Below are 13,583 nucleotides of genomic sequence, written 5' to 3'. Positions count from 1 at the left end.
TTCACTCTATTTCTATTCTGTCAATGACAAGTTTTAATTTTTGCTCAGCTCGCTCAAATTCAAATTCATCGATATCGGTACAAATACTACGAATATCTTTGCAATAGCGTCCTTGCTCCAGCTCAGACAGCTCGAAAAGCAAATTTTCATCGAGACGATTATGTTTTACGCTGGCGAGTACCGCTTGCAACGTGCTGTGCAACGCCCGCATATCAACCAGGCCAGAGGATTCGGCTGCCGGTTCTGTGGTTCCCACTTCCAACTGACATTCGAGCGCCTGAATTTCCTCTTGCAATTGAGCAAGCAACGTCTTGATAGAGGCGTTTCTTTGCGCCGCATGTTCCATTTTCTTAAATAGCTGCATTAGTCGAGACAGCCCGAGATTACCGGTGACACCCTTTAAACTGTGGCTAATACGTTGAATATCCCTATCGCTGTTTTCGGCTTGCGCTTGTTGTAACAGGTCGAGGGACTCCTCAAGATTAGCCATGAAACGAAGAATTTCAGCGTTATGGGTCTTACGGTCGCCCCATAGAGCCTCGCCTTTCACTCTGTCTATGACCTTGATAGCAGCCTGTTGCTTATGCGCTTTTTCTGGCGAAAGTGATAAGTCAATACCTAAGACTCGAGCGATTTCGCGATTCAGCAATGGGAAATCAATTGGCTTGTTGGCAAACCCTTCCATGCCCGCCTCAGATGCCGCATCTTTATCCTGAACCAGAACGCTCGCCGTAAGCGCCACGATGGGAAGACGTTTAAGATGATGTAACGCTTCATATTCGCGACGTTTTTTTGTGGCAGTTAAGCCATCCATTATCGGCATCTGCAAATCCATCAATACCACATCAAAGGAATCGGCGGCCATTTTCTCCAGCGCTTGCACTCCGTCACATGCCGACGTCACAACGTGGCCATGCCTGCGCAACAGCAATGCAATCAGGTCGACGTTCTGCGTGATGTCATCCACCACCAATACACGCAGTGGCGGTAAATTTATTTCGCTGGTTTCAACAATGAGTTCAGCGGGTTTTGCCGCCTTAAGCGGTAAAACAAACTTGAATTCGGAGCCGCTCTTCTCTTTACTGAAGGCTTCGATAGTTCCCCCCATTAACTCTACCAGTTGTTTACTGATAGTGGTGCCAAGACCGGTACCGCCATATTTTCTGCTCATAGAGGCATCTGCTTGCGCAAACGCATCGAAAACATGGGCGAGCTGATCTTCGGTCATGCCGATGCCAGTGTCTTTTACGGTAAATTGCACCTGATCTTTTAAGTGTGGTGTAACCGTAACCGTCACTTCACCCGCACCCGTGAATTTTACAGCGTTACCTAACAAATTATTCAGAACCTGACGAATTCGTTCCGGTACACCATGATACGTATGCGCTAAGTCCGGCGATAACTCAACATTCAGCTCCAGCCCCTTCCGCTTGGCTTCCAACCAGAATGTAGAAATAACGGTATCGACTTCATCGGTAATAATAAAATCCCGGTATTCCAGCTCAAGCTTCCCTTTATCAAGCTTGGCGCTGTCCAGAATGTCATTTAAAAGATGTAAAAGAGAACGCGCCGAACGGTTAATCGTAACGACGTGCTTGTGCTGCTCTTTTTCTAATACTTCATCAAGAAGAAAATCGCTGAAACCGATAATGGCATTCATGGGGGTGCGAATTTCGTGGCTCATATTCGCTAAAAAAGCCGAGCGTGCAGCAGCGGCTTGCTCTGCATCTACTTTTGCATTTATTAGTTCGTTTTCCATTAGGCGACGTGAGGTAATATCCATAATAAATCCATCCAGCCAGGTTTTGGATTTATCGTCACTTAACATGTATGCTCCTTCCTCTCGCAGCCAGCGAATGCTGCCGTCGCGATGAATAATGCGATACTCTAAACTGAATTTCTGGCTATCTCCCCTTTGACCATAAATGTTAGCCAAATCATCAGGATGATAAAGATCAGCAAAACTGCGGATAGGGTTAGGTAATAAGAAATCTGACGCCGGATAGCCTGTAATATCTTCTACTGCATCACTGATAAATTCCATTAGCCAATCTGCGCGATCCATACAGCGGTAGGCAATGCCGGGAATATTCCCGATAAAGGAGCGGAACTTTGCTTCGCTTTCTCGAATTGCAGATTCCATTTCGATACGTTCGCGGATGTCGGCGATAAAAGCTACAAAATAATTGTGCCCGTGAACCTGAGTATGCCCTAGCCCCACACGAGCAGGAATTTCTTCTCCTTGCTTGTTAAGCACAGTGACTTCTCTGCTGGCCCCAATAATTTTTTCATGAGCCGGCACTGTACGATGAAGAAAGACATTGTTGTCGTACAGATAACGCTTGTGTTCTGGAATAATCATTAGCACCGACTGCCCAACCATTTCTTCAGTTTCCCATCCAAGAATGTCGGTGATTGCAGGATTGGCTTTACGGATAATCCCGTTTTCGTCAATCTTTAAAATGCCATCTATGGCAGTATCCAGAATGGCTTGCTGCGTTTGTTGGCTACGATATGCCTGTTCAGAAATTTCGCGATATCTAATCAGTAAGCTGACGCCCAGCACCAGGACGATAATCACACTGGTAAAGAAAACTACGCCACTGGCAAGATAAAGTGAAATGGTGTCACTTTGAGTGGAGTTTTCCAGCCCTGGTGGCATCACAAAACGCGCAGCAATCATTCCCGTATAGTGCATTCCCGAAATGGCTGAGCCCATGACAATACTGGCGATAAGCCGTAATTTGATACCTGTCTTACTAAGTCTGGTAAAGCGGGTAAGGCCGAACTTTATCCACAACGACAACATCGACAAAACGACAGCCACAACCAAAGACAGTAAAAATAATCCAAGGTCGTAACGCAATAGCGGCGCCATTTCCATTGCCGCCATACCTGTATAGTGCATACAACCAATACCAGCACCCACCAGTAATCCAGCAAGCATAATCTGCCCTGGACTCACTCGTTTGAATATTATGTTATATAGCGCGACCCATGCAGCGGCTAAAGAAGGTAAGAATGAAACAGCAGTTAGGGTGACGTTGTAGCTGATCGGCGTGCATACTTCGAGTGCCAGCATGCCGATGAAGTGCATTGCCCAGATGCCACCAGCTAGTGCCAGGCTACCCACACCGAGCAGAATTTGCTTATATAACGGGTTATCTGTACCTCTTGCCTGACCGGCAGTACGAAAAGCAATATATGACGCGGAGATCGCAATAAACACTGATACAGCAACCAGCGGCAGAGAGCTTTCTCCGGCAAGTACTAAAGCCCCCGTTGGCACTTCAAAAAAAGAGGACAACCCAACATTCATTTCAATCTAGCCTACAATAGTATTAACGGTTTGCATCTCTGGCCTTGATGAAGCTAAAGTGCATTTACTGCCTACTGCGGGGTGTCCGTACTGCGCATGACTGGTAAGGCAAAAAAGTAAAATTGGCGACTCGGTTAAACTTTATTTTTTCGTGCAGACTATAAAACCTGCGTAACACAGAATAATCCTTGAAATGGACGCCGATTGATATGTTTACCTGGTACTCAAAAATTTACCTGTGTATTGAACAAAATACCTTCGTCTTGTGATTTGTCAGCGCGAGATCCAACGTATAGCAGCTAGCCTTCCCCTTTTGTCACTGCTATTACTGATACCGCCCGCAAATGCAAGCGCAACATTTCTCGCGCCACTGGGTAGCGTCGCGGAAGCTCAGCGCTCTCACCTGATATGGGTAATTGTGCTGACACTAGGCGCAATTGTGCCGGTGTTAATAGCTACACCTTTAATTCTTTGGCGTTATCGTTATCAGAATAAAAAAGCCAAATACCTCCCTAGCTGGGCGTTCAGCATAAAGCTGGAATACGTTCTCTGGGGGCTTCCCTCTATTATTGTTACGGCGCTAGCATTTAAGTTATGGCACTCGGTTGCCGAACTTGCCCCCTATAGACCCATTGAATCACAAGAAAATGTCGCGCCGTTATGTGTTCAGGTTGTAGGCTTAAACTGGAAATGGCTGTTTATCTATCCTCAGTACAATATTGCCACAGTCAATGCACTTAATCTTCCCGTTGGTCGCCCGGTTTCTTTGCAATTAACCACAGATACTGTAATGCAAAGCTTTCGGATATCGGCTCTTGCCGGGCAAATTTATGCAATGCCCGGAATGACAACGCAGCTTAATTTTATAGCGAGTAAAAAAGGGGAAACGCTGGGCGAAAACACACAATACAACGGCGACAAATTTGCTGAACAGCGTTTTGCAGTGAAAGCCTTATCTACAGCAGACTTCCAACAATGGGTAAGTCAGGTAAAAGATACAGGTAATCAGCTTACTGCTGAAAATTACCACATTTTAGCAAAACCCGGCAATGCCGCCTTAGCGCGCAAACAGCTGGATTTAAAGAACAATGAAGCATTAAATTTCAATGCGCTGCCTGCACATTTGTTTCATCGCATAGTGAACCGCTACCACACTCACAGCGCCGTACCCGACACTGCCCAACCAGGTAGTCCGACGTACGAAGCTGAACGTGCTTCCCTGCCCTCACTGGATTTGCCAATGACAAACTTTTGCACACAGATGAAAAAGGAATTGCAATGAGCACCTGGTCTTTGACAGGTCGGCTATCACCAGATGTAGTCACGCTGTTTGATGTATTTAAAGATCCCTCTATTAATAACGCAGTGGTCAGTGGCGCGGCATCAACAGAAGTCATCGGAATATTGGTGGCGGTGGCACTATTAACTCGTTACCGGCTTTGGAAGCCGCTTTGGGAAAAATGGTTAACCAGCGTAGACCATAAAAAAATTGGCATCATGTATATTGTACTGGGCCTTGTGATGATGAGCCGGGGTGTAATTGAGGGCGCAGTGATGCGAGCCCATCAGACAACCTCCCTCGGTGGCAACGGTATACTTTCCGCGCATCACTTTGCGGAACTGTTCAGCACTCACGGCACGATCATGATATTTTTCGTTGCCATGCCGTTTATCATCGGACTGATTAATTATCTGGTGCCTTTACAAATCGGCGCGCGGGATATGGCATTCCCGCTAATGAACCAGATCAGCCTAGGACTAACTACAGCGGGAGCGGCGCTGGTAATGATTTCGCTGGTTATCGGAGAATTTGAAACCGGCGGCTGGACCGCGTATCCCTCCTTCACCGCCAAAGCGTTTTCTCCCGGCGTAGGACCGGATTACTGGATTTGGGCCATCGCAATTTCTGGAGTAGGCACCTTACTTTCCGGAATTAATTTTGCGGTGACCATCTACAAATTGCGGGCGCCGGGCATGCGCCTGCTTTATATGCCGCTGTTCACCTGGACTACGTTGTGCACCTCCATTCTGATTATTTTTTCAATGCCAGCACTCACCGTTGCTGTTTTAATGTTAGCGCTGGATCGCTACTTAGACTTCCATTTTTTTACCAATGATTTGGGTGGCAATATGATGAATTACGCCAACCTGTTCTGGATGTTCGGTCATCCGGAAGTCTATGTCTTAATCTTGCCCGCTTACGGCGTATTTTCTGAGACCTCTGCAACGTTTGCGGGTAAGCGTCTCTACGGCTATAAATCGTTAGTGGTGGCGACGATGTGTATTGCTGTTCTGTCTTTCACTGTTTGGCTGCACCACTTTTTCACTATGGGGCAAAGTGCCACTGTTAATGCCGCATTTGGCGTGGCAACAATGCTCATTGCCATCCCAACCGGCGTAAAAGTTTATAACTGGCTGGCGACATTGTTTCGCGGGCGCATTCGATTAACTGTTCCCATCATTTATTTAACCAGTTTTTTTATATTGTTTGTCATAGGCGGCTTGAGCGGCATTGTACTTGCCAATCCCACTATTGATTATCAGGTCCACAATTCTCTTTTTCTGGTAGCACATTTTCATAATGTACTGCTGCCGGGGCTTCTGTTCGGTATGCTCTCGGGCATTCATTATTGGTTCCCCAAAGCTTTTGGTTTCAGACTGGATGAAAAGCTGGGGAAAATTACGGCGCTGCTTTGGGCAATCGGGTTTTCCGTTACCTTCTTACCGTTGTACGGGCTAGGCTTAATGGGCATGCCCAGACGCAGCCCCAGCTATTACAATGCCGAATTTGAACCCTGGATGATTCTTACGGGATTCGGCGCCCTTTGCCTGGTAAGCGCCATGTTGATGCTCTTTGCTACTTTTTGGGTGAGCATTAAAAACCGCCATACGTTAGCGGTGCCTCACGGCGATCCCTGGAACGGCAGAACGTTGGAATGGTGGACGCCCTCTCCGCCTGATGAATGGAATTTTGCACATCCGCCCCAAATTTCAGGCATAGACGCATTCGCTTATGCTAAAGAAAGTGGCGCTCCATATAATGTGCCCAGTCAATACCATGAAATTGTACTGCCCGCGCCCAGCTCGTTAGGCTTTATATTCATGTGCCTGTTTACCCTGTTAGGATTCGCTCTTACATGGTGGATATACTGGTTAGCCTTACTGTGCGGCCTGGCTATTCCCGTGGTTTTAATTTGGCACAGTTTTCGTGCCGAAAAATGTCAGGTGATCAGCGCCGCGACAGTACGTCAAAAAGATTCAGCGTGGCGTAACCAAACGCAGTCTGCTCCCGGTATTAAACGGGATCTGGAAAGTACCGCCAGCAACAAAGGTAAGGCGTCAACAGAAGGAGCGGTATCGGTATGAGTACAGGGAGCCGACATCCTGGTTTAAATCTAGGAGAAGGTCACGGCAGCGCAGACGAGCGAGCAGAAATCGCGATGTTCGGTTTCTGGATTTTTCTAATGAGCGATTTTATCACCTTCGGATTAGTATTTGCAGTGTATGGCACCGCCATGGGTGCCACTGCAGGCGGACCAACAGCCAAGGATCTCTTTGAATTTAAAAGTGTTTGCCTTCAGACTGCGGTGCTTCTTTTCAGTAGCCTGACCTGCGGTATGGTCAGCATGTCCCTTAAACACCAGCACAGCGATAATCAGCAACACAGTATCTTTTTTCTGGTGTTCTGGATACTTGTTACCACGCTTTTAGGAATGGTATTTATTGGTTTGGAGTATCGCGATTTCAGCACCATGGCTGAAAAAGGGGGAATACCTTCGCGAAGTGGATGGTTAACTTCGTATTATGCGTTAGTAGGATTGCATGGGCTGCACATGATCGCAGGTTGTCTGTGGGCCTTGGTTTTGGTTGTACAGGCACTACAGTTTGGCTTAGAGGATAAGGTTAAGACACGCCTGATGCGCTGGAGCTTATACTGGCATTTTCTGGATATTGTATGGGTGGGAATTTTCTCTGGCGTTTTCCTGGGAGGATTTATATGAATGCTGAAAAATACAATGAACTAAAAAGCTATATCATGGGCTTTGTATTTTCCGTAATACTTACCAGCATCCCCTTTTACGCCGTTTACACAAAAGCATTTTCCCCAGCCACCCTGTACATTGTTATCGCTATTGCAGCAGTGACGCAAATTGCAGTGCAGTTTCGTTTCTTTTTGCACATAAATTTCAGCAAGCAAAAAAGAGAAGACTTGCACCTGATCCTGTTTACGGTGCTGCTTCTCATTATCATGGTGGGGGGCACCCTGTGGATAATGACAGATTTATCTTCTCGAATGCACTAACCTTAGAGGCCAGATACTAACCCACATCGTTATGTGCTCATTCAGCACGGCGTTAATACCAAACACGACGATAGAAGCCATCTGTCCCCTCCGTTTATGCTCACATCGGGATTACAGGATCTTTACCAGGGCGTGGGCCTTTGCTGTTCCTTTTTAACAAGCCGCCATCCCTTCATTCCATACACTTGCGCTACACCGGAACGGAGGAAGTTCACAATGTTCCCGATGCCATAATAAAGAGGCGTCGCGAGACGCTATGTCCGCTTTTTATTCCACATACAAAAACACCGCCATTTAGGCGGTGTTTTTGTATGTGGTTGCGGGAGCAGGATTTGAACCTACGACCTTCGGGTTATGAGCCCGACGAGCTACCAGACTGCTCCATCCCGCGTCTGTCTATTTTAAAGCGAGACGCTTTCGCTTTGTTGATATGCCACTTGGTTTTACTTAAGCAACCTATCTGTATGTGGTTGCGGGAGCAGGATTTGAACCTACGACCTTCGGGTTATGAGCCCGACGAGCTACCAGACTGCTCCATCCCGCGACTGTAAATCTTAGTGGTATGTGCTTCACATGCCTTCCAAGTGGTGCGTATTATACATAGGCCTCAGGCCTTGGCAAGTATCTATTTCAATTATGTGACACATTTTTATCGATAGCTGGTTTATTGAACGATATGGTGAAAACAACATCATTTTATCCAGGGCAACCGCATGAATGAGCGAAAAACCATCAGCTGTGAAAATAGGTAAAAGTTCCTTATCCGAAACGCCGTCAAATCGTCCCTGATGACTTTGCTGGAGCATCCATGCTCCAGAAGTTCGGCTAAGAAACTTTCACTTATTGTTTAACAACTATTCGCGATCTTCCTCTGTCATTTTATGGCTTCAGCTTCTCCATTTTCTCAGCTAATTTGAAATCAAGTTCACTAAGTCCATCTGCATCATGGGTAGTCAGCTTCACTTCAATTTTGTTATACACATTGAACCACTCTGGATGATGATTAAGTTTTTCCGCCCAAATCGCCACCTGCGACATCCATCCAAACGCGCCTATAAAATTTTTAAATGAAAACGTCTTGGTAATACCATCGCCATTCCTCGACCATTGCTCGTCTTCTTGTAACTTTTCATTTAATAGCGTCAACGCTTCAGCAATTTCTTCATCGTTATACTTTCTTGACATTTACCAGTTCCTTTTAATCATTATTAAATTAATAGCATGCTTTGAGTGGCTTTAACTCCTATTGCTTTCTCCTCAACGGCATTTTTCCAACGTACTTCATCGTTGAAGATAGCTCAGCCTACTCGTTAAACCTCACAAACAATATAGGTTTCGCTTTATCGTTAATTAAGCTGCGTTAATCTTCGTTTACATCTTGATCGCGTACAATTTAGTAGTGGTAATCGCCATTTTCAAAGCCGCAAATGATTTTGTCATTTTTTCACGGTAGCAGTAGATCTTGCAGGCAATAACTATTATGTAGTCATGTCCTCTACTTTCCTTTGTTAAAAATAACAAAGGCTAAGAGCGCCCACGCAGGCTTGATATGTTCACCGAAAGAATTTCGCAAACCGGAACGTATTTTGAATCCGTTTGGGTGCAGTGAGAGGTAATGAGCCAAGACTAATTCAGATATCTCAGCATTAATTGCCGGGTGACTCTATTTTCCGAACTCGCTGCACACATCACCACAAGCAAGGAGTGGCATGGATTTTCCGGAACTAGAAAAGTTTTATCAACTGATTAGCGAGAAGCTGGAACACTGGCTTGTCATTGGTATAAAGCATATCCCAAATATCATCGTTGCAATTATCATTGCAGTTGCATTTGGTGTTCTTGCTAAGATTGTGGGAAGAGTCATCAGAGGCGTACTTCATCGTACATTTGATTCAGTTCAAATTGCCGATCTTATTACGTCTATCATCAAGGCTCTGGTGGTACTAGCAGGGATTTTCCTTGCTCTTGATTTCGTCGGCCTGCGCGGCACTGTAACGTCGCTTCTTGCTGGCGCTGGCATAGTGGGACTTGCCATCGGTTTCGCCTTTCAAGATCTTACCGAAAACTTTATTGCTGGCGTGGCTATGGGTATTCGAAAGCCATTTCAAATCGGGGACGTGATTGAGGCGGAAAGCGTGTTTGGGACGGTAGCGTCTATCAACCTTCGTAACACTCACGTGGAAACGTTTTTCGGCCAGCGTGAAATCATTCCCAATAAAATATTGTTCCGAAATATTCTTACCAATTACAGTGTGCTTGGTCATCGTCGAATAGAAGTGCCTGTCGGTATTTCTTACGCTGATGATCCAGATAAAGCAGCAAAAGTTATTGTTGAAGCGATGAATAAAAAAGACTACGTAATCAATAAGGATGACACCGCTGTATTCGCAGAATCCTTTGCTGAGAGCAGTATAAATTTACTGCTGTGGTTTTGGATCCGCTATCCCGGTGAACCCGGCTTTATGCAGGTCAGACACGACGCCATTGTTACCGTACAACGTTCGCTCAGTGACGCTGATATTCTCATACCCTTTCCAATCCGTACTCTCGATTTTGGCGCCAAAGGCGGCGAAAAGCTGGATACCATGCTAAAACCCGTTGCTCAAGGCAACGCCGATGAAAAAAATGAAAATTCAACTTCCTCTTCACCCCCACTTAGAACACAAGCATCTGACGAAAATAAGGATGCGTCTTCTGAGTAACTTAATAAACAATCGTAACAAGGAGTAATATATGAAGTCACTATACACATCAAGACGCTTACGCTCGCAATCCCTGGTGCTGTTGATGGCATTTCTGGGTTCACTGCTAACAGGATGCGCCACAATGGAGGGAGCCGGCGAGGATATTCAATCGGCCGGGGAATCTGTTGAAGATGCATCAGAAGATGCACAAAACTAGGTAATTTGCAGGCGGCAACAGATGACCGTTGCTGCCTCTTTCACTGCTATCGTGTATCCGTCCCTACAGGGGCCTCAACTTCCTCGCTTTGCGGCAACGGCCATGCATTTCGTTTTGTGACAGCAAAAAATATTGTTCAAACCAATGCGAAAAGATGTCTCTCACACTTCTCGTCCCTTGCCTACTCGGCAATAGCTGCGACACATTACAGATGTTAAACATAAACGTACCGCTTGCGCTGGAATTAAATATTGATCGCCAGAGATAAGGCACACCTCTTGCAATTTGCCTCTGGTAATCGAAATTTGCTCTTTCTATTTTGCAGTGGCAACGGTTTCGCTAGCGTCCTTTTGCTGGACTGACGGTTTCTTAGCGTGTCCTCCCGTTCAACCCGCTGAAATTTTTAGCCATTAAGGAGATATATTTATGCTCGCCATGAACTACCGTGGCCCTCAACGGGTTCGCGCCGACCAAAAGCCAATGCCCGAAATTCTACACCCGCGCGACGCCATTGTCAGGGTCACCCGATCCTGTATCTGCGGGTCCGACTTACACCTGTATAACGGCAATGTACCAGATACACGAGTGGGAACGACTTTCGGCCACGAATTTACAGGTGTAATCGAGGAGCTGGGTCCAGATGTTCACAACCTTAACGTTGGAGATCGCGTGCTGGTTCCCTTTAACATCGCCTGCGGCCAGTGCGCGTTTTGTAAAAAAGGGTTATACGGCAACTGCCACGAAGCCAATTCCCAGGCCACCGCAGTGGGCGGTATTTTTGGTTACTCCCACACCGCTGGCGGCTATGACGGAGGCCAGGCTGAGTACGTGCGTGTTCCTTATGCCGATATCGGGCCTACAGTCATTCCCCCAGGCATGGATTTAGACGATGCAGTGATGTTGACTGATGTGGTACCCACCGGTTATCAAGCGGCTGAAATGGGGGGGATCCAGCGCGGTGATACCGTAGTGGTGTTTGGTGCTGGCCCTATTGGTATTATGGCGGCTCGTTGCAGTTGGCTGTTTGGTGCTGGCCGCGTCATTATTATCGATAAAGAAGATTACCGATTAGAATTCGCTAAGAACTATGCGCAATGCGAGACGTATAATTTCCTGTCAATGGCCGATCCCGTGGTATTCATTAAAAAGCTCACCGACTCGCTGGGAGCCGATGTCTGTATCGACGCAGTGGGAGCAGAAGCTGCTGGTGATGCATTACAAACTATTACAGGCCGTAAAACATTGTTGCAGGCTGGTTCAGCCACAGGTTTGCAATGGGCAATCAATTCCGTGAAAAAAGGCGGTATTGTTTCAGTAGTTGGAGTTTATGGCCCTACCCTCAATTTGGTGCCAATGGGTAATGTGGTGAACAAAGGCATCACACTGCGGGCCAACCAGGCGTCGGTCAAACGTCTGCTCCCGCGACTTATCGAGCACGTGCAAAACGGCGTGCTGAAACCTAAAGAGTTGATCACCCATCGGATACCGCTGGAAGAAGTCTCTGATGCGTATCGTATCTTCAGCGACAAGCTTGATGGCTGTATCAAAACCGTTCTTATTACCCCCTCGGCTGACAAATAAGGAGTATGACGATGAATGATATAAAAAAACCCGAAGTATCTGCTGAAGACATGAAACACATTAATGGCTGGGGCATTGATGCTGATCCTGATAACGACCCCACGTATCCGCTGCAGCAGCGCGACAAGGCCGCTCATGAGGTAAAATGGGATCGCCCCAAGCAACAACCAGTGGATCAAGAGGTACTGCATTCTATTGAACGTCCAGATGTTACTGCGGTGTACGGGACGTCAGCAGCACCCTCAGGGATCAGCGGCATGTTAAGACGCATAGCGTTTCGATACGGTGAAGGCAGGTTCGCCCACTGGCTCCCTCTTGTTCTGGCAGATCGCATCAATTCAGTTGAAGGAATTGTGAGCGATTTATGTCACGGCCGCGTCACAAACGTTTTTAAAGAAAAAGGCATGAAAGCGCAGTGGGAGCATAATCGTCCGGCTGTGATAAAAAAAGCAGCAGTAACGGCGGTTGTAGTAACTGGTGTCGCATGGTGGCTTTCTTCACGTAAAAATAAGTAGTATCTCAGGTAAACATATACATGCGGTAAGGTCGTTGTTGCGGCTTTACCGCATGCCGTTTTGCTGAATTTGGTGTTGGACATCAGGAACCCGCAGGTTATTTCATACGGCAATTCTCTTATTGAGAATAATTTGTCCTTCTACCAGTTAGACTGGCATCATTCTTCAATAAAAATCAGCGCGAGATCGTTAATATTTTTTAAACAATAAGTGGGAGTTTCTTAGTTGATGGCTTTTCGCTCACTCATGCGGTTGCCCTGGATAAAGCATCAACTTATTTAAGTCCTCTAGCGCTGAAGGCCAATAACCTAAAGCTTCGCGAGCAATTCTATCTGCCTGCTTAATATCGCTCCCTATCCCAGGAATCCCTGTTTCATAGCCACTTTAAGTATAACTTCAAATACCGAAGTATCGCTTTACTACTATTTTGAAACGTCTTTTTTAGCTTAAATACTCACCGAACCAGCGGCCTGCAAAAAAAAGAATAACGCAGGCCCTAATAACTTAAACTCTTATTTCGAGGAATTAACCATGTTGAAAATCGTTAAAACTTCAGTTTTATTAGCCCTGGCTAGCGTCGGTGTTGCCAATACTGCACAAGCTGACATCAATGATGCCTTAGCTAATATTTGCACCATTGTACAAGCTGATGATAAGGGCGAACTTCGTAAAAAAATTCGTACAGTTGAGTCAGATTACCGTATGAAATTACACGACTACTACTCCGGAATTTCTTGTGGTGGAAACAGCCTGATTCGCACAGCTATGCTGGCAAACGCGGTTGAAGCCGGTACGCTATTAGTGAAAAAAATGCCAAAAGGCGATTTATCTGAGCCAGAAAAAGACGGCAAAACTCTGCAAGCATGGGTGTCAGAGAACGGATTACAAGGCAGCGCAATTGCAGCGGTAATTCAAGAACGCATGTAAATGTTTCCACACCATGTGGACCAGTCAACATGGTAGC

Annotated in this window: 12 protein-coding genes and 2 tRNA genes; 9 read left to right on the top strand and 5 right to left on the bottom strand. The window is 46.2% G+C overall.

Annotated features, from left to right (window positions below):
- Position 1: 1 nt before the first annotated feature.
- Complete coding sequence (locus CA267_RS17205) at positions 2-3,319, bottom strand: MHYT domain-containing protein (protein ID WP_075609645.1); 3,318 nt, start codon at positions 3,317-3,319, stop codon at positions 2-4.
- Positions 3,320-3,632: 313 nt separating this feature from the next.
- Between CA267_RS17205 and CA267_RS17200 the strand changes: the two genes are divergently transcribed.
- The 4 genes from CA267_RS17200 to cyoD are packed head-to-tail and all read left to right on the top strand — an operon-like array spanning position 3,633 to position 7,622.
- The gene (locus tag CA267_RS17200) at positions 3,633-4,601 is read left to right on the top strand and encodes a ubiquinol oxidase subunit II (RefSeq protein ID WP_075609646.1); all 969 of its coding nucleotides are present in this window, start codon (positions 3,633-3,635) and stop codon (positions 4,599-4,601) included.
- Entirely contained in the window at positions 4,598-6,685 is a 2,088-nt protein-coding gene (locus CA267_RS17195; RefSeq protein ID WP_075609647.1) for a cbb3-type cytochrome c oxidase subunit I, read from the top strand. The genes CA267_RS17200 and CA267_RS17195 overlap by 4 nt, the downstream gene beginning before the upstream one ends.
- Positions 6,682-7,320: a cytochrome c oxidase subunit 3 gene (locus CA267_RS17190; protein ID WP_075609648.1), complete on the top strand. Its 639-nt coding sequence runs from the start codon at positions 6,682-6,684 to the stop codon at positions 7,318-7,320. Before CA267_RS17195 ends, CA267_RS17190 begins: the two co-directional genes overlap by 4 nt.
- Positions 7,317-7,622, top strand: coding sequence for a cytochrome o ubiquinol oxidase subunit IV (gene cyoD / locus CA267_RS17185; RefSeq protein ID WP_075609649.1), 306 nt, complete (start codon positions 7,317-7,319; stop codon positions 7,620-7,622). The genes CA267_RS17190 and cyoD overlap by 4 nt, the downstream gene beginning before the upstream one ends.
- Before the next feature lie 314 nt (positions 7,623-7,936).
- Here cyoD and CA267_RS17180 read toward each other — a convergent pair.
- From CA267_RS17180 to CA267_RS17165, 4 genes are all read right to left on the bottom strand, one after another.
- A tRNA-Met gene (locus CA267_RS17180) sits at positions 7,937-8,013 on the bottom strand.
- A gap of 76 nt (positions 8,014-8,089) precedes the next feature.
- Positions 8,090-8,166, bottom strand: a tRNA-Met gene (locus CA267_RS17175).
- 25 nt (positions 8,167-8,191) lie between these two features.
- Positions 8,192-8,428 (bottom strand): hypothetical protein, encoded by a 237-nt coding sequence (locus tag CA267_RS17170; RefSeq protein WP_075609650.1) that lies wholly within the window; start codon positions 8,426-8,428, stop codon positions 8,192-8,194.
- Positions 8,429-8,501: 73 nt separating this feature from the next.
- Positions 8,502-8,807 (bottom strand): 4a-hydroxytetrahydrobiopterin dehydratase, encoded by a 306-nt coding sequence (locus CA267_RS17165; RefSeq protein ID WP_075609651.1) that lies wholly within the window; start codon positions 8,805-8,807, stop codon positions 8,502-8,504.
- Between the two features lie 524 nt (positions 8,808-9,331).
- Between CA267_RS17165 and CA267_RS17160 the strand changes: the two genes are divergently transcribed.
- The 5 genes from CA267_RS17160 (at position 9,332) to CA267_RS17140 (ending at position 13,546) form a co-directional block, all read left to right on the top strand.
- Entirely contained in the window at positions 9,332-10,324 is a 993-nt protein-coding gene (locus CA267_RS17160; protein WP_075609652.1) for a mechanosensitive ion channel family protein, read from the top strand.
- 31 nt (positions 10,325-10,355) lie between these two features.
- The gene (locus CA267_RS17155; protein ID WP_075609653.1) at positions 10,356-10,523 is read left to right on the top strand and encodes an entericidin A/B family lipoprotein; all 168 of its coding nucleotides are present in this window, start codon (positions 10,356-10,358) and stop codon (positions 10,521-10,523) included.
- A gap of 426 nt (positions 10,524-10,949) precedes the next feature.
- Entirely contained in the window at positions 10,950-12,104 is a 1,155-nt protein-coding gene (locus CA267_RS17150) for a zinc-dependent alcohol dehydrogenase (protein ID WP_075609654.1), read from the top strand.
- An 11-nt stretch (positions 12,105-12,115) separates the two neighbouring features.
- Positions 12,116-12,619: a hypothetical protein gene (locus CA267_RS17145; RefSeq protein WP_075609655.1), complete on the top strand. Its 504-nt coding sequence runs from the start codon at positions 12,116-12,118 to the stop codon at positions 12,617-12,619.
- Positions 12,620-13,150: 531 nt separating this feature from the next.
- On the top strand, positions 13,151-13,546 hold the full coding sequence (locus CA267_RS17140) for a DUF3718 domain-containing protein (protein ID WP_075609656.1): 396 nt from the start codon (positions 13,151-13,153) through the stop codon (positions 13,544-13,546).
- The last annotated feature ends 37 nt before the right edge of the window (positions 13,547-13,583 follow it).

Origin of the sequence: Alteromonas pelagimontana (assembly GCF_002499975.2) — a bacterium.
Taxonomy (GTDB): domain Bacteria; phylum Pseudomonadota; class Gammaproteobacteria; order Enterobacterales; family Alteromonadaceae; genus Alteromonas; species Alteromonas pelagimontana.
Note: the sequence above shows the minus strand (reverse complement) of the source record. Positions and strands in the feature narration are given on the sequence as shown.

Excerpts from the sequence above, each read along its gene's own strand:
- CA267_RS17205 (WP_075609645.1), bottom strand. The coding sequence starts at position 3,319 with ATGAATGTTGGGTTGTCCTCTTTTTTTGAAGTGCCAACGGGGGCTTTA.
- CA267_RS17170 (WP_075609650.1), bottom strand. The coding sequence starts at position 8,428 with ATGCTCCAGCAAAGTCATCAGGGACGATTTGACGGCGTTTCGGATAAG.
- cyoD (WP_075609649.1), top strand. The coding sequence starts at position 7,317 with ATGAATGCTGAAAAATACAATGAACTAAAAAGCTATATCATGGGCTTT.
- CA267_RS17150 (WP_075609654.1), top strand. The coding sequence starts at position 10,950 with ATGCTCGCCATGAACTACCGTGGCCCTCAACGGGTTCGCGCCGACCAA.
- CA267_RS17160 (WP_075609652.1), top strand. The coding sequence starts at position 9,332 with ATGGATTTTCCGGAACTAGAAAAGTTTTATCAACTGATTAGCGAGAAG.
- CA267_RS17195 (WP_075609647.1), top strand. The coding sequence starts at position 4,598 with ATGAGCACCTGGTCTTTGACAGGTCGGCTATCACCAGATGTAGTCACG.
- CA267_RS17155 (WP_075609653.1), top strand. The coding sequence starts at position 10,356 with ATGAAGTCACTATACACATCAAGACGCTTACGCTCGCAATCCCTGGTG.
- CA267_RS17145 (WP_075609655.1), top strand. The coding sequence starts at position 12,116 with ATGAATGATATAAAAAAACCCGAAGTATCTGCTGAAGACATGAAACAC.
- CA267_RS17140 (WP_075609656.1), top strand. The coding sequence starts at position 13,151 with ATGTTGAAAATCGTTAAAACTTCAGTTTTATTAGCCCTGGCTAGCGTC.
- CA267_RS17190 (WP_075609648.1), top strand. The coding sequence starts at position 6,682 with ATGAGTACAGGGAGCCGACATCCTGGTTTAAATCTAGGAGAAGGTCAC.
- CA267_RS17165 (WP_075609651.1), bottom strand. The coding sequence starts at position 8,807 with ATGTCAAGAAAGTATAACGATGAAGAAATTGCTGAAGCGTTGACGCTA.